This is a genomic window from Leeuwenhoekiella aestuarii (assembly GCF_004104055.1).
Taxonomy (GTDB): Bacteria; Bacteroidota; Bacteroidia; order Flavobacteriales; family Flavobacteriaceae; genus Leeuwenhoekiella; species Leeuwenhoekiella aestuarii.
This window is the reverse complement of record NZ_QOVJ01000010.1, coordinates 14,748-38,605: the sequence shown is the minus strand read 5'-3', so window position 1 is coordinate 38,605 and position 23,858 is coordinate 14,748. Positions and strand designations below refer to the sequence as shown.

General features: G+C 37.4%; 20 protein-coding genes and 1 tRNA gene. 12 read left to right on the top strand and 9 right to left on the bottom strand.

The genetic code is table 11. The features are described 5' to 3' along the window. Window positions 1-2: 2 nt before the first annotated feature. The 6 genes from DSM03_RS16835 to DSM03_RS16810 form a co-directional block, all read right to left on the bottom strand. Complete coding sequence (locus DSM03_RS16835; RefSeq protein WP_128760142.1) at window positions 3-1,430, bottom strand: CsgG/HfaB family protein; 1,428 nt, start codon at window positions 1,428-1,430, stop codon at window positions 3-5. Between the two features lie 7 nt (window positions 1,431-1,437). Further along, window positions 1,438-1,845, bottom strand: a complete 408-nt coding sequence (locus tag DSM03_RS16830) for a curli production assembly/transport component CsgF (RefSeq protein ID WP_128760141.1) — start codon at window positions 1,843-1,845, stop codon at window positions 1,438-1,440. A 1-nt stretch (window position 1,846) separates the two neighbouring features. Continuing rightward, a complete protein-coding gene (locus tag DSM03_RS16825; protein ID WP_128760140.1) occupies window positions 1,847-2,620 on the bottom strand; it encodes a CsgE family curli-type amyloid fiber assembly protein in 774 nt (257 codons plus the stop codon). An 11-nt stretch (window positions 2,621-2,631) separates the two neighbouring features. Further along, entirely contained in the window at window positions 2,632-3,156 is a 525-nt protein-coding gene (locus DSM03_RS16820; protein ID WP_128760139.1) for a hypothetical protein, read from the bottom strand. Window positions 3,157-3,257: 101 nt separating this feature from the next. Further along, complete coding sequence (locus tag DSM03_RS16815; protein WP_128760138.1) at window positions 3,258-4,754, bottom strand: curlin; 1,497 nt, start codon at window positions 4,752-4,754, stop codon at window positions 3,258-3,260. A gap of 373 nt (window positions 4,755-5,127) precedes the next feature. Next, entirely contained in the window at window positions 5,128-7,311 is a 2,184-nt protein-coding gene (locus DSM03_RS16810; RefSeq protein ID WP_128760137.1) for a glutamine synthetase III family protein, read from the bottom strand. Window positions 7,312-7,513: 202 nt separating this feature from the next. On the opposite strand from DSM03_RS16810, the gene DSM03_RS16805 reads away from it, so the two are divergent. Beyond that, window positions 7,514-8,530: a glutamine synthetase beta-grasp domain-containing protein gene (locus DSM03_RS16805; RefSeq protein ID WP_128760136.1), complete on the top strand. Its 1,017-nt coding sequence runs from the start codon at window positions 7,514-7,516 to the stop codon at window positions 8,528-8,530. A 76-nt stretch (window positions 8,531-8,606) separates the two neighbouring features. On the opposite strand, the gene DSM03_RS16800 is transcribed toward DSM03_RS16805, so the two are convergent. Beyond that, a complete protein-coding gene (locus DSM03_RS16800; protein WP_128760135.1) occupies window positions 8,607-9,545 on the bottom strand; it encodes a calcium/sodium antiporter in 939 nt (312 codons plus the stop codon). Window positions 9,546-9,599: 54 nt separating this feature from the next. Then, complete coding sequence (gene folP, locus DSM03_RS16795) at window positions 9,600-10,433, bottom strand: dihydropteroate synthase (protein ID WP_128760134.1); 834 nt, start codon at window positions 10,431-10,433, stop codon at window positions 9,600-9,602. Between the two features lie 127 nt (window positions 10,434-10,560). Between folP and DSM03_RS16790 the strand changes: the two genes are divergently transcribed. From DSM03_RS16790 to DSM03_RS16740, 11 genes are all read left to right on the top strand, one after another. Continuing rightward, window positions 10,561-11,115, top strand: a complete 555-nt coding sequence (locus DSM03_RS16790) for a DUF1599 domain-containing protein (RefSeq protein WP_128760133.1) — start codon at window positions 10,561-10,563, stop codon at window positions 11,113-11,115. Window position 11,116: 1 nt separating this feature from the next. After that, a complete protein-coding gene (locus DSM03_RS16785) occupies window positions 11,117-12,829 on the top strand; it encodes a BT_3928 family protein (RefSeq protein ID WP_128760132.1) in 1,713 nt (570 codons plus the stop codon). Then, window positions 12,826-13,902 (top strand): ABC transporter permease, encoded by a 1,077-nt coding sequence (locus DSM03_RS16780; protein ID WP_128760131.1) that lies wholly within the window; start codon window positions 12,826-12,828, stop codon window positions 13,900-13,902. The genes DSM03_RS16785 and DSM03_RS16780 overlap by 4 nt, the downstream gene beginning before the upstream one ends. A gap of 55 nt (window positions 13,903-13,957) precedes the next feature. Then, window positions 13,958-14,440: a TlpA family protein disulfide reductase gene (locus DSM03_RS16775; protein ID WP_128760130.1), complete on the top strand. Its 483-nt coding sequence runs from the start codon at window positions 13,958-13,960 to the stop codon at window positions 14,438-14,440. After that, window positions 14,437-15,186, top strand: a complete 750-nt coding sequence (tpiA, locus tag DSM03_RS16770; RefSeq protein ID WP_128760129.1) for a triose-phosphate isomerase — start codon at window positions 14,437-14,439, stop codon at window positions 15,184-15,186. Before DSM03_RS16775 ends, tpiA begins: the two co-directional genes overlap by 4 nt. Before the next feature lie 8 nt (window positions 15,187-15,194). Then, complete coding sequence (prmA, locus tag DSM03_RS16765; protein ID WP_128760128.1) at window positions 15,195-16,031, top strand: 50S ribosomal protein L11 methyltransferase; 837 nt, start codon at window positions 15,195-15,197, stop codon at window positions 16,029-16,031. A gap of 25 nt (window positions 16,032-16,056) precedes the next feature. Beyond that, window positions 16,057-16,332, top strand: a complete 276-nt coding sequence (locus tag DSM03_RS16760) for an ATP-dependent Clp protease adaptor ClpS (RefSeq protein ID WP_128760127.1) — start codon at window positions 16,057-16,059, stop codon at window positions 16,330-16,332. Between the two features lie 173 nt (window positions 16,333-16,505). Continuing rightward, window positions 16,506-17,375, top strand: a complete 870-nt coding sequence (locus DSM03_RS16755) for a M57 family metalloprotease (protein WP_236638732.1) — start codon at window positions 16,506-16,508, stop codon at window positions 17,373-17,375. A gap of 137 nt (window positions 17,376-17,512) precedes the next feature. After that, window positions 17,513-17,586: transfer RNA gene (locus DSM03_RS16750), tRNA-Arg, on the top strand. Between the two features lie 640 nt (window positions 17,587-18,226). Continuing rightward, window positions 18,227-21,349 (top strand): SusC/RagA family TonB-linked outer membrane protein, encoded by a 3,123-nt coding sequence (locus DSM03_RS16745; RefSeq protein WP_236638731.1) that lies wholly within the window; start codon window positions 18,227-18,229, stop codon window positions 21,347-21,349. 16 nt (window positions 21,350-21,365) lie between these two features. Next, window positions 21,366-22,982, top strand: a complete 1,617-nt coding sequence (locus DSM03_RS16740; protein WP_128760126.1) for a RagB/SusD family nutrient uptake outer membrane protein — start codon at window positions 21,366-21,368, stop codon at window positions 22,980-22,982. A gap of 160 nt (window positions 22,983-23,142) precedes the next feature. On the opposite strand, the gene DSM03_RS16735 is transcribed toward DSM03_RS16740, so the two are convergent. Further along, complete coding sequence (locus DSM03_RS16735) at window positions 23,143-23,841, bottom strand: FadR/GntR family transcriptional regulator (protein ID WP_128760125.1); 699 nt, start codon at window positions 23,839-23,841, stop codon at window positions 23,143-23,145. Window positions 23,842-23,858: the final 17 nt, after the last annotated feature.

The window sequence follows — 23,858 nt, the reverse complement described above, 5'->3', positions numbered from 1 at the left end:
AATTATTGTTTTGGAGTGCTTACTGAATTATTTTCTTCTTTTTTTCCAGAAAAATCAAAGTAGTATTTTAAACCCATCCCAAAGTTTAAATAATGATCATCACGCTTACCATTTACCAGATTATCTACCTTATCTGTGAAAGTAATATTATGTTCTCCCCATAACCTCAATCCTATTCTCGGCGAAAGTGCATATTCTAAACCAGCACCATATTGAACTTTTGCATCGGTTTGATCTGCATCTAGTCCCAGAAAACCCTTATCCTCTTCAAAACCTAAAAGAATACCGCCACCCGCGTAGACATAAGGAGATAATTTGTCATTACGTAAAAGTCTAAAAACCGCATTTAAATCTGCACTCGCAAATGACTCGTCAAATGAACTTCCCGATTTGAAATTTAGAAATGCAGTATTAAAATTGAGGCTTACAACCTCCCCTAGTGCATAATCATAGCCTAATTTCGCCATCATTCCTAAACGTTTGTCACTAAAGTCTGCATCTAATAAAGTTGTACCTAAAGAAAAATTGATCGAATTTTTAAACTTTTGCTGAAAAAACAATCTGTTATAAATCCCGGTAGATTCTTCAATCTTTTTTTCTTCTTTATAATTATCTACAACTTCAGTGTTTACAGAATTACCCCCTTTTGCAGACCAGAATCCATCAGCAATACCTTCTATAATAAGATCGTGTACTGCCTTTTCTACAGCGTCTTTTACTGCTAATTGAACCGGCTCATTACGGGTAATACCCATTTCGGTTTCTAATAATCTTTGAAACTTCACAAATCGAAATAAACTTGCGTCAAGTGCCTGCGACAGTATTGTTTTAGAAACATAAACAGTCTTTAAAATTTCGCCATTACTAGTAGAGACCATTCTCAGGTAAACAGTAATACGATCTTGACGGTATTTTGCTGAACCACCCAAACCAAAATATCTGGCACCTACACCACCTGTAATAATATTAGTGTCATAAGAAACTATACCACCTTCAAGAATAATCCCTGCATATTTTAAAGGAGGTAGCGGAGGCTCATTAGGATTGAGGTTTTTGATATATTCCTGTTTTGTATTCCTAATGATATTACGCTCTGTAGAAAGGTTACTCAGATTCTCTCTTTCAATAGGAATAAACCACCCACTATCTTCAAGTGCTTTGAGTAAAATTGCTGTTGAGCCCTGAGTTACCGCGGTACTAAAAGTACTCCCATTCTCAACTGCTTTATATTGACCGGTCTGATCTGAAAAATTATAAACAGCAACCTCAACGGGAGCTTGAGCCGGTGGAAGATCGAGTAAATTTTGTGTTGATTTTGACTGTTCACCTAGTCGAGCCGGGGTTTGATCAAAAGGTTGATTAAAATAGGCACCGCACGAATTGAATAGTGATGTCAAAATCAATATGACATACAGCTTGTAATACTTCATAAATTTATTATTGATTGGGGACAATTACCTGAGTTTGCTCTCCGGTTGATGTATCTAGAATGTTAATAACCAAGCCTTCTTCAGATTCAAAAACTTCTACGGCTAAAGTTCCGTATGTAAACGTCCCTTCTTCTGTAAAGTCACCTATACCTTCTATCTGTTGTTGCAGGAGCCTACGTGAAATTTGACTCAAAACCTGACGATTTAAATTGTCACCAAACTGCTCTAATTCTGAGCGTTGCTCTGCAGCACTCCGTGGGGCAGTTAGTTTATTTTGAGCGGTCGCAGAGCTCAGCAACCAGTTATAATTAAACGTGTCACCACCAAATGCTGGGTTGAGTGGTTTATAGGTGAATTGCTGAGCAAACAAACCTACAGAGTTGAATAAAATCAAAAAAAGTAATGTTCTTTTCATATTAATAGTGAATAAATTCATCTTTACGTTGCTCTAATTGCTGGAGGTAAGCGATAGATCTGCTCAATGCTATAGATGCGTTCTTTTTTAGAATTTCTTTACGGGGTTGGGCAAAAAATTGCCAAACCAACTGGTCTGCAACTTTGACGGAAACCCGAGTAAACCGCCCCCTTCCCGGCACTTCTTCAATAAGAATATTGTGAGGCGTTTTTATTTGTTTGTTAAAATATTCATTATAGTAAAAGCGGTAAAAATCTTTACCTGCTTTGGTAATGGTATTTTCTATTACAAAACCGTTTAATACAAAACCATCTTGTGGTCTGGCCTGATCTGGAGAAAGATTTTGACCATCTATTACGTTTTCAAAAGTTGATAAATCAGTTTGTCCGCCTTTATCGAGTACAATACGATCCTGACCAATAGGTCTGTTTTCCAAATCGTAAATGATTAATACAATTATAATTTTATTTGTGGCGTTGTAGTCAATAGTAACATAAGGTAAAATCAGTTTTTCTCTTGCTTTTAGAAAAATTCGGTCTTCTTTATTACCTTTCTCGATTTTACCGTCTGGTTTTGTTTCAAAAACCATAAAATCAAAACGCAAATTATAATCGACATTGGTACGATTTTCTGCCGTAGGAATAAACTTTAAGAATTCGCTGTTACGCTCTAATAAAATTGTTGCACGTATATCTTTATTCATAAACTGAGCGGTTGCCAGATTTATAAATAACAGGAAGAATAGTGTTGTATGTTTGGGGTTTAAAACAAACATTGTTATAAGTTTTAATTGCTTCTTATAATCAGACTTGGGGATGCATTAGTTTGTGTGAATTTGAGAGATTTAGTCAAGTTATTTACACCTTGACGCTCAAAATTGAGATAATCTCCTTGCTGATCGAGTTGTAAAGAGACATCAAGATCAGGGTTATTAATTATATCTGTAATTCTATTATAGTCACCTTCTTGTTTTAAATCAGCTATAGCTGTCCTAGCCCTGTAACTTAAAGACGTGGTATTATAATTTCCTTCTTGATCAAGTTTGATATCACTATTTTCAGTACTTGTAAAAATTTCAGCACTATTGAATTCTCCTATTTGGGTCAAGAACACTGAGTTTCCCTGAACCACATCAAAATTCACTTCTGGATTAATAGTTATACCTAAACTCTGAAGCATCTGTGCCGTCATTGGTTCTCTTTCAATCTGAGCTTCTGCTGTTTCATTTTCTTTATAAGTTTGGCTGTATGATTTATTTGAAAAAGCACAAGTAATGAAAAACACTAAAAAAAAGATACTCTTAGTTTTCATCTGTTTATTTTTTAAGAGAAAAAAGGGGGTTGTTAAAATAACCCCCTCTCCCTCAATTAAAATTGAATTATCTATCTCTTAGAGTGAGATTAAACCTCAAATTAGTCACAATCTGTGCAGATTGGATCAAGTGTAATGGAATTTGAAAGAGTCAAACCACCCATTTCTAAAGAATCAGTGAATTCACAGTCTAATCCTGATGGCTCAGTAAAATCATCTGTTCCAGGTCCTACCTGAAGAACATCAATTTGATTGCCACCGAAATTGAAACCGTCAGCAACATTTTGGCTTGCTACATAGCTAGCTCCATCAGTCATTTGAGATACTAATGCAACATTCATTTGACCTCTTTGAGCTGTAGTAACATCATTATCGCTACCTATTTGACTCGTTTTAGCTTTGTTTCCTTCTCCTCTTTGAGTTGATAATGCAGAGTTCATATCTCCCTCTTGGTATTGCCAAGCCTTGTGACCTTCACCATTTTGAGCGATACCGGCAACATTTCCGTCACCAGCTTCCTGGATCTGAAATGCGTAATTTCTACCTCCATCAGTATTTCCATAAGCATTCTGAACAATAAAGGCAGCTCCATTATCACCCTTTTGTTGTTGACTAGCATTATTACCACTAGCATCACCATCTGCTTCACCATACTGCGCTATTTCTCCTGCGTTGTTAGAACCGGTTTGTTCCTGTACGGCAGTTGCACCATAAGAATTATCACCAGTTGGGCCACCACCGGTCCAGTCATCTACATCCAATAAGTCCTGACCAATAGTCCCTCTAGTAGGACCATCATACTTGGTTTGGTATCCTTGATTGATCAAGGCAGTATTACCAGGAGCATCTCCACTCTGAGTTTGACGTGCATCGTTGTCATTACCTAATTGTAGCGTTTCAGCACGTTGTGTTGCAGAACCGTCCTGATCAACTTTAGATTGGTTATCCATACCATCCTGATCAACATAAGCATAGTGACCTGGAGCGGCATTAGGATTAGCTCTTTGATTGATATCAGACTCGTTTCCTGTACCATTTTGAATTGTGAAAGCGTCATTGTTATCAAAGGTTTGAACCGTATGAGCCTTGTTACCGTCGCCATCCTGACTGATACTGGCCTCGTTTGACTGAGCTTGTTGCCCAGTCCCTTGACGTATGTAAGCTACGTTTCTTGCACTGGCATCATTGTTCATACCTTGTAAGGTTTCCGCCTTATTATCATCACCCTCTTGTTTGGTGTAAGAAGAGTTTTCAGTACCTTGCTGTCTTACTTCAACAGCATTGTCCATACCACTGGTTCCAGGAGTGGGATTGGTAGCATCACCTACCTGCCCGGTTTGAATTGTCCAGGCAAGGTTTCCTCCGGTTCCAGAACCATTAGCCTGATTTGTGTAAACAGATTGATTAACACCGGCCTGACGTACTCGAACACGGTTGTCATTACCTGTTTGAATTGACTCACCCTGATCCCCATCTTCTGCGTTTAACGTCGAAGGCATTTCAACACTAACTGTACTAGGAGCCGTTGGTGGCGTGGTTTGTGCAAATGCAATAGCTCCAAAAGCTAATGCTGCTGCGCTTAAAATAACTTTTTTCATAATAGAAAAGTTTTAAATTAATAATATATAGAATGGTTAATAAAATGCTATTCTAGACTTTTGACATGTTTGACCGGGCTTGTCAAATCAAAAGTTAATAAAGGGGAGTCAAGGTTTGCATTAGTTCATTTACATCATCAGCTTGAACTCTAACGCTTTGCTAATTTATATAAAAACAATGCTCTGATTTTAAGAATACTATAACTTTTCGATGAAATTCAAACAGCAGCGAAATCGTTGTAGCGACTCAAGCTATACAAATGCTCGCTTTAATATGAAAAAAGGGAAAAACACCCTTTTATTCTCTAAAAATACATTTATAAGAATAATCCTACACAACATGTAAGAAGCAGGGTGTTTTCTATTTTAATTTTTAATTTAAATTGAGTAATTCTCTATTTTTTGCTAAGGGCCAAAGTTTATCTTCAACTAATAACTCTAACTTATCAGAAGCATAACGTATAGTATCAAAAAACGGAAGCACATTTTTATTGTAATCTATAGCTCGCTCTTTTATATTTAACTTATTTGCAGACTTTCTAGACTCAACCATAGCATTAATATCACGGTTGATATCACCTATATATTTAGATATTTGAGTTATAAGGGCTATTTGCTCTTGTGCAAGGTTTTCATAGTCATTAGCAAAAATATTCTTAAGACCTTCTACATTTTTGATCAATAAATTTTGATACCGTATAGCTGTAGGAATTATATGGTTTTTAGCAATATTTCCTAAAACCCTACTTTCAATTTGAATGCGCTTTATATATTCTTCTAGCTCAATTTCATGACGGGCTTTAAGTTCTACGCTATTCATCACAGCCATTTCTTCAAAAACTGAAACAGAACGCTTATCTAATTGAATGGCTAAAGCTTCAGGAGTACTGCTGTGGTTGCTTAACTTTCGTTTTAAAGCTTCTTGCTCCCAGGCCTCACTATACCCATCTCCCTCAAAACGAATTTTCTTAGATGCTTTTATATACTCTCTAAGAATATTGAAGATCGCATCATCTTTCTTCATTTTTTTCTTATCAATCAGCTTATCTACTTCATTCTTAAAGTCTTTAAGCTGCTTAGCTACAATGGTATTTAATACTACCATTGGTTTAGCACAATTTGTTGTCGAACCTACAGCACGAAATTCAAATTTGTTACCGGTAAATGCAAAAGGTGAAGTTCGGTTTCGGTCTGTATTATCTAAAAGTATTTCAGGAATTTTACCTACCACGTTGAGTTTTAAATCCGTTTTTTCCTGGGGCGACAGTTTACCGTCTGTAACTTTTTCTAACTCGTCTAAAACAGCTGTAAGTTGTTTACCTATAAAAACAGACATAATTGCCGGCGGTGCTTCATGCGCTCCCAATCTGTGATCGTTAGACGCTGATGCCACTGAAGCTCTAATCAATTCTTCATTATCCTGTACTGCTTTTATAGTATTCACAAAAAAGGTAAGAAACTGTAAGTTCTTCATAGGTGTCGTACCCGGACTCAACAAATTAACTCCCGTATCTGTCGCTAAAGACCAATTATTATGTTTACCACTACCGTTAACTCCGGCAAATGGTTTTTCATGAAAAAGAACTTTAAGATTATGTCGCTCTGCAATTCGATCCATCAAATCCATAATGAGTGAATTATGGTCTACTGCAAGATTAGCTTCCTCAAAAATAGGAGCCAATTCAAACTGGTTAGGAGCAACCTCATTGTGCCTCGTTTTTACAGGAATACCTAAAAACATGCATTGTTGCTCCAAATCTTTCATAAAATTCAAAGCTCGGGCTGGTATTGACCCAAAATAATGATCGTCTAGCTGTTGCCCTTTTGCGGGCGCGTGACCTAATAACGCCCTTCCTGTTTGCATAATATCAGGGCGTGAAGCTGCAAGTGCTGAATCTATTAAAAAATATTCTTGCTCCCAGCCTAATGTAGCCGTTACCTTGCTTACACTTTTATTAAAGTATTTAGCCACTTCTGTCGCATGATGATCTATTGCTGCTAAAGCACGTAAAAGCGGGGTTTTATTATCTAAAGCTTCACCAGTATAGGAAACAAATACAGTGGGAATGCATAACGTAGTATCTAAAATAAAAGCAGGCGAAGTAGGATCCCAGGCGGTATAACCTCTTGCTTCAAAGGTATTTCTAATTCCGCCGTGCGGAAAAGAAGAGGCATCGGGCTCTTGCTGAACGAGTTTTGCACCTTCAAATTTTTCAATTGCGTTTCCCTCTGGAGTTTGTTCAAAAAAAGCATCATGCTTTTCTGCAGTTGCTCCTGTTAATGGCTGAAACCAATGCGTATAATGTGTTGCTCCTAATTCTAATGCCCATTGTTTCATTCCGGCAGCAATACTATCTGCCATCAAACGATCTATTTTAGCTCCTGTATTAATAGCTGCTTCAACTGCCTGAAAAGCCTCGTGAGACAAGACTTGTCTCATAGCTTCTTTTCCAAAAACATGCTTACCAAAAAGCTCTGACCTTTTTTTATTTTCAGATATAGTTATGGGTAAACGGCTAAGGCTTTCCTTTAAGGCAAAAAATCGCAATGTGCTCATATTTTAGTTGATTTTTATGAAATTCAGAATTCAGAGGTGTAAAAATATATGATTTCGTAATACACCCCTATTTTTTAAGGGTCTTATTAAATTTATTCCGTTAATAAACCCTTACACCCCCCACTAAAACAATTATCAGATATTAAAGAAATGTTATATTTGTTATTAGTTTAATTCAAAAAAAAATTTAAATCAATTTATTATGGGCAAATCAAAATTAGAGTATCTCTGGTTAGATGGTTATACACCAACTGCCAATCTTAGAAGTAAAACCAAAGTAGAAGATGATTTTAGCGGAAAGTTAGAAGACTGCCCGGTATGGTCATTTGATGGTTCTTCAACTAAACAAGCCGAAGGAGGCTCTTCTGATTGTCTGCTGAAGCCCGTTGCAATATACCCAGATCCAGCTCGTAGAGATGGTTACTTGGTAATGACTGAAGTTCTTAATGCTGATGGTACTCCACACGAATCTAATGCAAGAGCTACAATTGCTGATCAAGATGATGATTTCTGGTTCGGTTTTGAGCAGGAATATTTTATTATGGACAAGGAAACTCAACTTCCATTAGGTTTCCCTGTAGGTGGTTATCCTGGTCCTCAAGGTATGTACTACTGTTCTGTAGGTGGTAAAAATACACACGGTAGAGCATTTGTTGAAGAGCACGCAGATCTTTGTATTGATGCTGGTCTTAACTTTGAAGGTATCAACCAAGAGGTTGCTAGTGGACAATGGGAATTTCAACTTTTTGCAAAAGGAGCTAAAAAAGCTGGTGATGAGATATGGGTAGCACGTTATTTATTACAACGTCTTACTGAAGATTATGGGTACTATATAGAATACCACCCAAAACCAATTAAAGGTGACTGGAATGGTTCTGGTATGCACGCTAACTTCTCAAACACTACTTTAAGAACTGCGGGTTCTAAAGAAGTTTATGATACTATCTGTGAAGCTTTCCGTCCTGTAACTAAAGAACACATTGAAGTTTACGGTGAGTTTAACGACCAGCGTTTAACTGGTAAGCATGAGACTGCTTCTATTCACGATTTCTCTTACGGAATTTCTGACCGTGGAGCATCTATACGTATTCCTATTATCACAGTAGAAAAAGGGTATAAAGGATGGTTAGAAGATCGTCGTCCTGCATCTAATGCTGACCCGTACAAAGTAGCGGGTCGTATCGTTAAAACGGTATTAGAAGCTGAAAAGAAAATATAAGTTTTCAGTTTTCTCTAGCATAAATTATAAAAGCCCGCGATTGCGGGCTTTTATCTTTTTATAATGTTCTCAAATCTCAACTAAAAGCTAAGCCTATAAAAATGCAATACGCTGCAAAAAGCACAAAACCCTTCCAGCGGTTCAATTCTAATTTTAAAGGAAGAAAGCCTAGCGGAAGTAATACAACTGCGAAGCCTAAAAGCCAAAACATATTGTTTAAAATACTACCATCAATAACCTGTATGGGTTTTATAATTGCCGTAAGACCTAAAACTGAAGCAATATTAAAAATATTAGAGCCTATTAAATTTCCTAGCGAAAGTGCTTTTTCCTTTTTAAGTGCTGCAATAACCGAAGCCGCAAGTTCAGGTACGCTAGTTCCTATAGCTATAACCGTAACCGATATTGCATAATCACTCACTCCCATCATATGTGCTAACTCTTTTGCTCCTCTAACTAACCACTCGGAACCAAAATAAAGTGATACCCCGCCAATTATCAGCCAAATGACAATTTTAAAATAAGAAGCTCCAGATAGTCCGGGGTCAACCTCATCATCCACTGTTCTTGCTTTTTTCGCTCTGCGGATTAAAAGAACCAAATAAGCTATTAATGAGGAAAACAAAAGAAAACCCTCAAGCTTCGAGATCATTCCATCATTTACAAGAGCTAGATATAATCCCAATGAAAATAAAACCATCACCGGCCAATTGAATCTAAAAAAATCTCGATCAATACCTAGTGTTGAAATAATTGCGGTGATCCCTAAGACTAAAGCAATATTAGCAATATTACTACCTATCACATTTCCTAAAGCAATATCTGGTGAACCGTCTAAAGCTGCCTGTAAACTAACTAAAAGTTCTGGCGCTGATGTAGCAAACGAAACTACCGTAAGGCCAATAACCATTTTAGAAAGGTTAAGCTTAAAAGACAACCCTACCGATGCCCGAACTAAAAACTCACCACCTATTACAAGTAGCAATAAGCCAAGCATCACAAAAATTATACTCATAAAATCATTCTTTATGGCTGCGAAGATAAGCAACCCAATCTAACTGATACGAAACTAAGCAGAAGCTATAAGCGTCTGATAAAGTTTTACAGCTTCGACAGCTTCTTTAACATCGTGAACACGCAAAATAGACGCTCCCTTTTCTAATGCAATCGTATTTAAAACGGTTGTTCCGTTTAAAGCTGATTGCGCATCAACATCAAGTGTTTTTGTAATCATAGATTTTCTAGAAAGACCTATCAGCAATGGTAAATCGAGAATTTGTAATTGATCTGTAGCATTAAGCAATTTAAAATTTTGAGATACTGTTTTTGCAAACCCAAATCCGGGATCAATAATAACATCGTTAATACCTAATACTCTTGCCGCAGCTACACGTTCACTTAGATAAGAAATCACTTCTTTAACAAGATCCTCATATTGAGTAAGCGCTTTCATAGTTTGTGGTGTTCCCCGCATATGCATTAATATATAAGGAACCTTTAATTCTGAAACCGTTTGCAACATTTGATCATCTATCAAACCTGCCGAAATATCATTAATGAGTGAGGCACCTACTAACACAGCTTCCCGTGCGACTTTGGCTCTAAATGTATCTATAGATAAAAGTATATCTGGAAAATTTTTAACTAAAAGCTTTACTACGGGAATCAACCTCATACATTCTTCATCAACAGAAACATCTGTAGCTCCGGGTCTAGAACTGTATGCCCCAACATCAATAAATGTTGCTCCATCATTAAGCATTTTCTCAGCTTGTCTTAAAATATCTTGCTCATCTTTATAGCTTCCGCCGTCGTAGAAAGAATCTGGAGTGATGTTTAGAACCCCCATCACATTTGGTGTGTCCAAGTAAATTAGTTTGCCTTTACAGTTAATGCTTCTCATGAAATAGAGCGATGTTTTTCTAGATTGCTTATTTTAGGCGAAATTTACAGAAAATCGTTGACCTCAGCCGTTAATAAATGTGCTTTGAGTTTTTAAAATTCAGGCTAAGCGGCTTTATATATTTTTAATGGAGCAAACTTCAGAACAATACGATGCGGTAATTAAGATCTGCCGCGATTTATTTTCAAAAAAAATGAGTGATTACGGTAGTGCCTGGCGTATTCTAAGACTCCCGTCACTTACCGATCAAATTTTTATAAAAGCACAGCGCATACGCGGATTGCAGCAAAACGCTGTTCATAAAGTTGATGAGGACGAAGCTTCAGAATTTGTAGGGATTATCAATTATTCGATAATGGCTCTTATACAACTTAAAGAAGGTGTTGTAGAGCAACCTGATTTTAATTTGGAACGATCACTTATTGCTTATGACGAGCAAGTTCAAATCACTAAAGAATTGATGCAAAACAAGAATCATGATTATGGTGAAGCCTGGCGCGATATGCGCATCAGCTCACTTACAGACCTGATTTTGCAAAAACTCTTACGCGTAAAGCAAATAGAAAACAATAAAGGTAAAACCTTAGTTTCTGAAGGTATAGGTGCAAACTACCAGGATATGATTAATTATGCTGTTTTTGCGATGATATTAATTGAAGAAGCTACAACTAAAACCTCTTAATTTGAAAAAACTAGTAAGTTTCATACGCATTTTTGTTGGAGTCCTGTTTATCATTTCAGGGTTTGTAAAACTCAATGATCCGGTAGGGTTTTCATTCAAGCTGCAGGAATATTTTGCTCCTGATGTTTTAAATATCGAGTTTATGAGTCCATTTGCTTTAGGACTCGCTATTATCTTAGTCATTGTAGAACTTGTTTTAGGTATCGCTTTAATAATAGGCTACTACAAAAAACTAACAATGTGGCTATTGCTCCTTATGATTATTTTCTTCACCTTTCTTACATTCTATTCAGCATACTTCAACAAAGTGACAGATTGTGGTTGTTTTGGTGATGCGTTACCGCTTACGTCTTGGCAGTCGTTCACAAAAGACGTCATCCTGCTAGTTATGATTCTCTTTTTGTTTTTCAATCTGAAACAGATCAAGCCTTTTTTCACAAATTTTACGCGTTCGATCTTAATTTTCATGACTTTTATAGGCTGTTTAGGTTTTGCTTATTATGTATTGATGCATCTACCGGCAATTGATTTCAGAGCTTATAAAGTGGGTGTAAATATCAGTGAAGGCATGACCATACCTGAGGGGTCTCCTGAAGCTGTTTTTGATTACCATTGGAAATTCAATATTAATGGAGAAGAAAAAATAATTACAACCCAGGGAGAATACCCATCAAGTGAAGGCGAATTTTTAGAAGTAAATACAGAAGTTGTTTCCGAAGGTTACGTACCCCCTATTCACGATTTCACTATAGAAAAAGACGGCGAGAGTTATACTGAAGATTTTCTCAATACGCCTAATCTCATTATAATCATTGCGTATGATCTAAGCAAAACCGAATGGAATGGCTGGCCGGCAGTTAAAGATCTTACAGATGAAGCATTAAAAAAAGGGTATACAGTAATTGGTCTTACCGCATCTGGCGATGAAGCTGTGCGTGATCTACAAAACAAACAGAATATCAATTTTGATTTTTATTTCACTGATGCTACAACACTTAAAACTATTGTACGCAGTAATCCGGGAATTTTAAAACTCAACAAAGGCACGATCATTCAGAAAAAACATTGGAATGATGTTGATGAAATTGATCTTGAAGTCTTGCCCTCTGCCAAACCAGCTCTTAATCTAGAATTGAAACAACGCTTAGACAGTATTGCACGTTATGATCAATTGTATAGACCTTTGTTACAAGAAACAGATGAAGCAAAACGCATTGCACTGGCAGAAGAAATGGGTATTCCTAAAGAAGATTACACAGGTGATCTATGGAAAAAGCAACGCATGCTTGACACCAGTAACCTTAAAGTCGTAAAAGCTATTCTTGACAATCACGGCTATCCCGGTAAATCATTAGTGGGTGAACCTACAAATCTTATTGCGCTAGAAGTTATTGAACACAATCCCATACAAATAGATCAGTATATAGATTTATTTAAAAAAGCTGCAGCTCAAGGCGAAATACCTATAACTAAGGTAGCGGTTTTAGAAGATAAATTTTTAATGATGCAAGATAAAGAGCAACTCTATGGGAGCCAGGCTCAGATCACTGCTGAAAACGGCTTTTTCATCTGGCCAATTAAAGACCCAGAAACGGTAAATCAACGTAGAAAAGAAGCAGGGTTTAAACGCACTATTGAAGAATATGTAGCCGACCTGATGGGCAAAGATGCTAAATTTAAAGCCCTTAAAATCTCTGAAATCAAAAGACTCTGATTCAATATATCTTAAATAAATTGTTCTACGCTTTACTTACCCTTTTTGGGGTAGTAACAGTTGTGTTTTTATTATTTACAGTTCTTCCAGGAGATCCTGCACGCATGATGCTGGACCAAAATGAAGACCCTGAGCAATTAGCGATAATAAAACATAAATACGGTTTTGATCAACCTGTGCTTACCCAATACGCGTATTACATTAATGATTTATCTCCCATTTCTATTCACAACAAAAATGGAGGTAATTATACGAGTTTAACTTCCGGAAAATATAATTACACGAGAATATTTTCAATTGAAAATCATACACTGGTTATAAAAAAACCGTACCTACGAGAGTCTTTTCAAAAAACAGGAAAAACGGTTGTAGCAGTCATTTCTGAAACCTTACCCAACACCATAGTTCTTGCAGTGAGTGCAATAACACTTGCTATTCTTTTGGGTATATTTCTAGGAGTCATTTCGGCAAATGCCAGAGACACTTGGCTTGATAAATTGATTCAGGTTGTGAGTACCTTTGGAATGAGTGTTCCCAGTTTTTTCAGTGCTATTTTATTTGCCTGGTTTTTTGGTTATATACTACACGAATACACAAATCTCAATATGACGGGAAGCCTTTATGAGATGGATGATTTCGGTGAAGCCATAACCATTCAGTGGAAAAATATTGTCTTACCTGCTCTGGTTTTAGGAATACGCCCTTTAGCGGTTGTAATTCAATTGATGCGTAATTCACTTTTAGAAGTATACAATCAGGAATACATCCGTACTGCTCAGGCAAAAGGACTCAATCAGCATCAGATCGTGTGGCGACATGCATTAAAAAATGCTTTAAACCCTGTGGTAACAGCAGTTTCGGGCTGGTTTGCTTCTATGCTTGCCGGTGCTGTTTTTGTGGAGTATATTTTTGGATGGAACGGCCTTGGTAAAGAGATCGTTGATGCCTTAAATACGCTTGACTTACCCATAATTATGGGTGCTGTGCTCGTCATCGCAACGATGTTTATTCTTATAAATATTCTCGTTGATATAATTTATGGTCTTCTGGACCCTAAAGTGCGCATTAGATAGCCATATTGTTGTAGAATAGGCTGACTAATCCTAATTTTATATCTTATTCGCTTTTATGAAAATCATACTTACATTATTAACAATACTTTGTTTTTCAGTAGGTTTTTCTCAGGAAAAATCATTTTCTGCCGAAGCACTTCAGGATGTCTTGATCAATACTAGCGGTTCTGAAGTCACTTTTGAATCTGTTTTAGAAATGCATAAAGGCAAAACTGTGCTGATTGATATCTGGGCATCCTGGTGTAAAGACTGTATTGCCGGTTTCCCTGATCTAAATAAACTACAAGAAGATAATCCTAATATAGATTACGTTTTTCTTTCACTAGACAAAGATACAGAGCGTTGGAAAGCAGGTATTGATAAATACAACCTACAGGGAAGTCATTACTTCATCAAACTTGGTTGGAAAGGACCGCTATGCAGCAGTATAGATCTGGACTGGATTCCTCGCTATATTTTGCTTGATGAATCTGGAAAAATTAAAGTTTATAAAGCAATAACCACAAAAAACAATCAACTACTAAATCAAATACAATGAGAAAAAACATCGTAGCCGGTAACTGGAAAATGAATACAGATCTTGCAGATACGCAAGAATTGATCGGCGGACTAAAATCTATAGCTAAAACTTCTGATGCAGAAATTATTATAGCACCTCCTTTTACAAACCTTTATAGTGCTTTTGAAGCATTAAAAGGATCTGGTATTGAAGTTGCAGCACAAAATATGCATCAATCTACTTCTGGTGCTTTTACCGGTGAGATCAGTGCTTCTATGTTAAAAGGTGTTGGTGTTAAAACAGTAATATTAGGACATAGCGAGCGCAGAGCTTATTTTGAAGAGAAAGAAGATTTACTTGCAGAAAAAGTAAATACCGCTTTAGAAAATGATATAAAAGTGATTTACTGTTTTGGTGAAGAGCTTAAAGATCGAAACTTCAGCGAGCATTTTGAAGTAGTAAATAAACAAATCAGTCAGGCGCTTTTTCATCTGGATGCAGATGCCTGGAAGCACATCATACTAGCTTATGAACCGGTTTGGGCAATAGGCACAGGAGAAACAGCAAGCCCAGATCAAGCTCAGGAAATGCACGCTTTTATCAGAAAAACTATTGCTGATGAATATTCTCAAGAAGTAGCAGACAGCGTCACTGTTCTTTATGGTGGTAGTGTAAAACCTGCCAACGCTAAAGAGATATTTTCAAAGCCAGATGTTGATGGTGGCCTTATAGGTGGTGCTTCTTTAAAAGCCGAAGACTTTATGGCGATCGTAAACGCATTTTAAAATAATTTATGGCTGAAGCATATTCTGAATACGCGTTTAAAGTAATACCGGTAAATCCCGGTGCAGAAATACTCATTGCTGAATTGAGTCAGCTTGATTTTGAAAGTTTTGATGAGACAGAAGAGGGTGTAAAGGCATACATCCTCTCTGCCTTAGATAAAGAAAATCTTTTAGAAGACATCTATCTACTCAATAACCCTGAATTTGAAGTTTCATACTCTATTAAGCTTATAGAGCCGGTAAATTGGAACGAAGAATGGGAAAAGAATTTTGAACCCATTGAAGTTGATGGTATTTGCTCGGTAAGAGCTCCTTTTCATCCTAAACCACAGATGGAGTTTGATATTGTTATTGAACCTAAAATGTCTTTCGGTACCGGGCATCACGAGACCACACATCTCATGATCAAACATCTTCTAAAAATTGAAGTTGCTGGCTTAAAAACACTTGATATGGGTTGTGGTACAGGAATACTTGCTATTCTTGCTGCACTAAAAGGCGCAAAACCGGTAGATGCAATAGATATTGACCCGTGGTGTTATGAGAATACTGTAGAAAATGTATCCCGTAATGATGTTGATTTTATTAAAGCTTACGAGGGTGACTCTAGTCTTTTAAAAGGCAAACAATATGATCTGATCATCGCAAACATTAACCGAAACATTCTAATTAATGATATTCCCACCTACGCAGGTTGCTTAAATCATGAAGGTATTTTGCTCTTAAGTGGGTTTTACACTCAAGATATTCCGGCGATTACTAACGTTTGCAATCAACACGGATTAAATTTTATCATGAATTTTGAAAAAAATAATTGGGTAGCTTGTAAATTTGTAAAAAATTAATCCCCTGTATATAAGTTTTTTACAAATGAGCACAAGAGAAAAGATCCAAGAAGAAGTAGACGTCCTCGAGGCAGAAGATCGAAATAATGAAATTATTGTATACAATGATGATGTCAACACATTTGATCACGTAATAAATACTTTAGTACACGTTTGCGATCATACCCCAATACAAGCAGAACAATGTTCACTGATAGTACATTATAAAGGAAAATGTACTGTAAAGACCGGAAGCTATGATGACCTTGAACCGCGCTGTAGTGCACTTTTAGATGCTGGCCTCAGTGCAGAGATCATATAAATTCAATAAAATAGCCTAAGTATAAAAAGCCTCTCGAAGAGGCTTTTTTCTTACATAATCATTAATTAAATGAAATTTTAAATCGTTAAAAGTTATAATTTTAACGATTTAAAGCTTTGCATGTTATTTTTTTATGATATTTTACAAGTAATATAAACACTAACTATTATTATATGTTATCAGAAACAATTAAAAAAGTAGGCCTTTTTAGCCTGGGAATTTCAATGGTATTTGCTTCTTGTTCTGAAGAGGCTTCAGAAAGCACAACTGAAGCTGCACGACCTACCACTAATCTTGAGGTTTCACAAGCCATCATTGATCAGGTTGAAAATTTAGGAATGAATACTAATTATATTCGTTGGGACGCCTTCTACTTTCCTGACGGTTCTTCAGAGCCCAGACTTTTCTTAGAAGAAGATGTTATTGTAACTCCAGATCAATTAGCTGAAATGACCGCTAACATTAAGCAAACTAAAGATGGTAAAGGAGATTCTAAACAATATAGTACATCTGCTTTAGTGAGTCAGGGACGCACGATTTCGATAATTGGGTATACTGGCGGCAGCCAGGCTTTGAGCCAAAAAGAACGTACAGCACTTGAGTGGGCAGTAGCAAACTATAATCGTCTAAGTGGTGTAAGCATTAGTTTCAATTTAACTTTTGGTACAGATTATCAAAGTAAAGACATGGTTGTCTATAACAACACCGTCAACAACCCTAGTGGTGCAGGTGGTAGCGCTGGTTTTCCTAGTAATGGATTGCCTTTTAAATTTGTACAGATTTATGGCCTTACTAATTATGACACGAATGTCGTTGAGCACGTATTAACTCATGAAATAGGTCACTCTGTAGGATTTAGACACACAGACTGGTTTAGCAGACAAAGTTGTGGTCAAAATGTAAATGAAGGTGGAGATACTAACCACATTTCGGGAACTCCAACCGGGTATGACTCAACATCTATTATGCTGGCTTGCTTTAGTGCTAGTGAAGATGGTGAATTCAACGCTAATGATATTACTGCTTTAAACAATATGTACTAAGTATTAATTAACCACTTCAAAAGCCATTTTAATTAAAATGGCTTTTTTTATTTTTTAAGTTTGCAGATATTCAAAAAAGACTTATATTTGCACCCGCAAAATGAGGTAAATAAATATCGAATTTTTGCAAAAATAAAGGCCTTGTGGCGCAACTGAATAGCGCACCTGATTACGGCTCAGGAGGTTCCAGGTTTGAATCCTGGCAAGGTCACAAAATAAGTCTACATTTGACTATAAAATTCTTAAAGACCTCGCAAATTGTGAGGTCTTTTCAGTTTATTGTTACCCCCTATACTAGTCAGAATCCTTAGCCTCATAGCTATCCTTCTTATTATCTTTTAAAAAAATCAATGAATAACAATCTAATGTATTTCCTTGAAGATAAATACGCTTTTGGACAAAGCGAAAAGTAAGAAAATACCAAAACCTATCCTGAAATAGGGATTATTTTTAATCTTCAAATCCTAATTCGGTATTTCTAGACACTATTTATTCATTATGGTTAAAACTATTTTCTGTAATAGTCATAAAATCCTAAAGCAGAAAAAATTTTAGTTTTTCTAAATAAACAGCAGAGCTACTATAACCAACTACGCAAGATGCTATTAGAATACAAAAGTTAAGCTTATACTTCACTCTCTTAAATGATTTGAAAAACCTTCTTAAAATCAAAAAAAAATACTATTACAAACTAGTATTCATACGCATACAATTTAAAATCAGGACAATTTACAAATGTTAAATTTTTAACTAAAGTACTTTACAAACAAAATATTTTCATAATATTGATATGTAGTACATAATTACATAAATACATAATGATTTGAATATCAAAACTAAAACACACATTTATGAGAACATTTTTACAACTCAGGATGCTTAAAAAAATCACGTTAGTGACTTTGGCATTATTGAGTACAACCACAATTATGGCTGCTCCTCTATTTGCAGAAATTTCTTTCAGCTATGAACAGAAAACGATTTCGGGAGTGGTCTACGACACACAATCTGGAGAAACTTTACCAGGTGTAAGTGTTAGTATTAAAGGCGCCAATACCGGTACTATTACTGATTTAGACGGCTCATTTCAATTACAGGTTGAGCCGGGTGCAGTACTCGTATTTAGTTATGTTGGTTACTTGACTCAAGAAGTACCTGTACAAAACCAGACTTCACTTACTGTAAATCTGGAAACTGACATACAGTCTCTTGAAGAGGTTGCTATTATTGGTTATGGTAAAGTAAAGCGCTCTAACCTTACAGGATCTGTATCTACGGTTAGCGCAGAAACGCTTGAACAAACTAACAAAGTAGATGCTGTTTCTTCTATACAGGGTCAGGTAGCCGGTGTGACGGTACAACGTACAGATAACAAACCCGGTGGAGGAGGCTTCAACATTCGCGTAAGAGGTGCAAATACTATTAATACAGGTTCTGGAAATGGCGGATACAGCCCTGGTCAAAACCCGTTATTTGTAGTAGATGGAATTTTTGTTGACGATATTTCCTTCCTGAATCCCGCTGACATTGAGCGTATGGATGTACTTAAAGATGCGGCTTCCGCTGCAATCTATGGTTCGCGTGGCACAAACGGGGTTGTTATTATTCAGACCAAGAAAGGGAAAGAAGGAAAAATGACTGTGCGTTATAATAACTACGTAGGTTTTAAAGAAATTTATAACCTGCCACCTGTTTTTAATGGTAAGAGCTACATTCCCTTCCTTAGAGATGTAGTAGTAGGTAACCAGTTTGCTTCTAACAAAGACGGTAACTATGGCCAGTACTCTGCAGCAGCGGTGAATATTAATGACTACCTAAGTGATGAAGAACTTCAAAACATTGCAAATGGTGTGAGTACAGATTGGGTAGACCTCATCACGCGCAACGGATTTCAACAAAACCATACCCTCGATATAAGCGGAGGAAATGAAAATACAGTTTATGCTGCCGGATTGGGCTATACTCAGGATCAGGGAACCGTTTACGGTGAAGATTTTAATCGCTATACTTTAAAAGGAAATATTCAAAGTGATCTTACTGATTGGTTAACCTTTGGATACGATAACTACATCACTTTAGCAAAAACAAACGAAGGTAGTTTAGAAGCTTTTAGAAGTGCGTATCGTTTAAAGCCAATCGGAAGAGCTTATGACGATAACGGGGATTTATTGTTCCTGCCTACTCAAAAAGAGACCCAGTTAAGTAACCCTATTTTTGATACCCAAAACTGGAAATTAGAAAACAAATACATTAATTTTATTGGTAACATTTCCCTTAGCGTTAAACCGTTAGAAGGACTTAGCATTACTACAAAGTTTGCACCTAACATCAAATATACCCGTGTGGGAGAATATCGTGGTCTGTACACCAAAAGTGCAATTGGTAACCAGAGTAATACCCGTGCAGAGGTAAACAACTTCTTAGACTATTCGTATACTTGGGATAACATTGTTGATTACAGCTTAGATATTAACAATGACAACAGCCTGGCAGCAACACTTGTCTATTCAAGATTTTTACAGGACAATGAATCCTATGGTATTCAGGTTAGAAACTTCACATCAGACAACTTCTTATTTTATAATCTGGGAGCCGGTTCAAATGTGAACTCGTATGGAAGCGGGTTTAAAAGACAGACGCTAGAATCTTATACAGCACGTATCAATTATAATTTGATGGACCGTTACATTCTTACCCTTACCGGTAGATACGATGGAGCCTCAGTATTATCTGATGATAACAAATGGGCATTTTTCCCTTCAGCATCATTTGCTTACCGTGTGATACGCGAAGATTTTATGCGTAATCAAAAGGTATTTTCAGATCTTAAGTTACGTTTAAGCTACGGGCAAACTGGTAACAACGGTATCGGTGGAGGACTAAACCCGCTGGGAACCCTTTCATTACTAGAATCGAGTTATACTAATATTGGCGATGCAAGTGTATCTACACTATTTGTTAATGGTCTTGCTAACCAAGATCTAACCTGGGAACGCACATCAGAAGTAAACGTTGGTTTTGACTTTGGTTTCCTAAACAACCGCTTGACTGGTAGTGTTGATGTTTACAACCGTAATATTAAGGACATCATCTTCTTTAGACCTTTGCCCACAGCAACCGGTTTTGGAGGAACCTTTGACAATATCGGGGAGTCTCGCAACCGAGGTATAGAAGTAGGACTTAATGCTAAAATTATAGACAATGAAGATTTTACCTGGAGCACCAACCTCAATTTTGCCAGTAATCGTAATGAGATCGTAAATCTATATGGTAATAGTGATGAAATCATTTTTGGAGCACAGGGTGGAACTTTTATTCACCGTGTAGGAGAACCAACAGGATCACTTTATGGCTTTAAGTACGACGGAATCTGGCAACTGGATCAGGCTGCAGAAGCTGAATCTTTCGGTCAGAAGCCGGGGCAGGTACGTGTAGTTGACGTTAATGGTGACGGACAAATTACTGAACAAGGTGACCGGGTAGTTTTAGGAAATCCACTTCCAAAATGGACCGGAGGTTTTACCAGCACGATGAACTATAAAAACTTTGACTTCTCATTCTTTGTATATACCAGTCAGGGCGTAACGATCTCCAGTAATTTTCACAATGCCCGCGCATTCTCATATGATGGTGAACCTGCTCGTTTGTGGAATGGTTACGACACCAATTACTGGACACCTGAGAACCCTACTAATAACTGGTTTCAACCCGGTAACGGAGGACCATACCAGGGAGCTATCAAAAATATGGATGTTTCTTTCGTAAAAGTTGGTTTCATGACCCTGGGTTATGCGCTTCCTCAAGAGACCATTCAAAAATTGGGTATTCAAAAGCTACGCCTGTACACTACAGTTCAGAACCCATTTACCTTTAGTGACTATGACGGTTGGGACCCTGAAAACGCCGGTAGAAATACCTATGGTGCGTCATTTATGGCACGTACGTATATGGCCGGTATAAACTTTACTTTCTAAAAAAATAAATAGTATTATGAAAAAATCAATTTATACCTCAGCTCTAGCACTTCTGCTTACCGGTACGCTGGTAACGAGTTGCGATGATTTTCTTGAGGAAACAAACAGACAGGCTATAAGTATTCCATCTTCAAGAGAAAATGAAGAAAGCTTTCCACAACTCGTTAATTATATCTACGAAGTAACACGTGACAACACCACCCGTTATGCACCAGATATGCTTTATGTACTGGAAGATCTCGGTACTGATATTGTGACCCGCGCTTCTCCTCTTACTGGTGTTGATGCGATAAACGATTATGTAGATATGAACGCATCAAATTACGTGATGCAGGTTTATTGGGCTAACCAATATAAGCAGATCGCTGCCGCAAATACGCTGCTTGAAAACGCTGATTTGATTGAAGGTGTAGAAGAAAGTTTAAAAAACAGAGGAGTTGGTGAAGCCAAATTTTTCAGAGCCTGGTCTTATTTTAATCTGGTAGAAAATTACGGAGGAGTACCTCTTGTTACAGAACCCATCACTACAGCTCAGTCTGATTTTATGCGTGCGTCTGAAGAAGAAGTATATACACTAATTGTTAATGATCTAAATGACGCCATTAGCGCTGTTGATGAAACCCCCGACGAATACGGTCGTGTTTCTAAAGATGCTGCCCGCCACCTATTATCTAAGGTGCTTTTAACCCGTGGCTATAAGCCTTTCGCAGCATCTGATGATTATACCCTCGCAATTTCTTTAGCAGAAACTGTAATTGCCAATCACCCCCTTGAAACTACTTTTGCAGATGTGGTAGATATCGAAAACCAGCGCAATGACGAAGTGATCTTTTCATTCCTTTTTGGAAGCGAGAGTTCAAGTGTAGGCTGGGGTAACACCAAACATTTACTATACAAATTTGAATACTTTAACTATCCCGGTTTAGCTCGTGGTAGCTTATATCAAAATGGTATAGGAAGAATGCCTACCCCATACTTCTTCAATATGTTTGATGAAGAAGACACCCGTAATGAAGAAACCTTACGATATGTTATGTATGCTGATGTGGCTGAAGACGGACTTGAAGTAGGAGACACCGCCATTTACTTTCCTAAAACAGCATGGAGTCAGGAACGTATAGATAGCAAGCCTTACGCAGTCATTAATCCCGATGAGTATTTGGTTAACGACGGAGTGACAAATGTACACTTCCCTATGTTTAAGAAATTTGAAGATCCGGGAGCTCCTTTCGTATACGCCAATGAGCGTGCTTTAGGCGATCGCGATATGGTAATGATGCGCGGAGCTGAAGCTTATCTTATTGCAGCCGAGGCCGCTTTTCAAAATAATAATCCCGGTGCAGCTGCCACTTATCTTAATACCGTACGTTCACGTGCCGGTATCACAACTCCGCTTACTGCAGGTGATGTGGATATCGCGTTGATATTAGATGAAAGAGCCCGTGAACTTATAGGCGAAGTAAACCGCTGGATGGATTTAAAGCGTACCGGTACTTTGATATCACGCGTTTTAGAATACAACCCGCACGCAGCGCTTAACAATGCAATTACCGAGAAAAATCTTCTGAGACCCGTACCACAGTCTGAGATTGATGCTTCCGGTAAGACAATTAGCCAAAACCCCGGTTATTAAAACCGGAAAATCCGTCAATCACAAGGTTAGTCCTGGATTGACGGATTTTTTTTATTCAGTTTTAAATTTAATTAGCTTACAGCAAGCGCTCAAGAAGAATCTAAAACCTGAATAAAAGCAAGAGCGTCGGGGTAATATCCTGTGGCGATTCCAACAAAATTTAGCTCAGTTTGCTAAAGTGTGGAGTAAGATGGTTGCGCATGTTTTCTCTAAATTCATAAGCAGTGCCATTACGCAAGGTTTCAACCAGATCATTGTGAGAGATGCTACCCCGCTTTGGTTCTGCGGCAGCCTTTGATTCCTGCTGCATCATAAAATGAAAAACCGGTAGCAACATAGATTGAAAACGGTTTAAGGTTCCGTTACCAGACATCTTATAGAGATACGAGTGAAATTCGATCTCGTAAGCAAGACGGGTTTGAAGATCGGTTTTACAAAGCGGATCATTAGCCTCCCGGTCTACTATTTCTTGTAACTTAACAATATCAGAATCTTTTTTTCTAATGAATAACAACTCACTCATACCTACTTCAAGAACCAGTCGCAGTTCAAATATGTGTTGCATGGCTTCTTCCCCAAGAAGGTCGGGGTCCATAATGCGCTCTATTCCGCTTAAAATATCAGGTTCTGCAATAAACATTCCCTTACGCTTTTTAGATTCGACTACGCCAAGCATGCGTAGGCGGCTAAGCGATTCACGCACAATGTTACGGCTTACGCCCAGATTTTCAGCGAGTTCAATTTCACCTGGTAAAGAGTCTCCAGACTTAAAACGATTCTCCTTTAAAAATTCGAGAATACGCTGTTCTACCTGCTCAACCAGTGAAACAGATTTAATGGGTTTGATTTTGGAAGACATAATGGTTTGATGGTTAA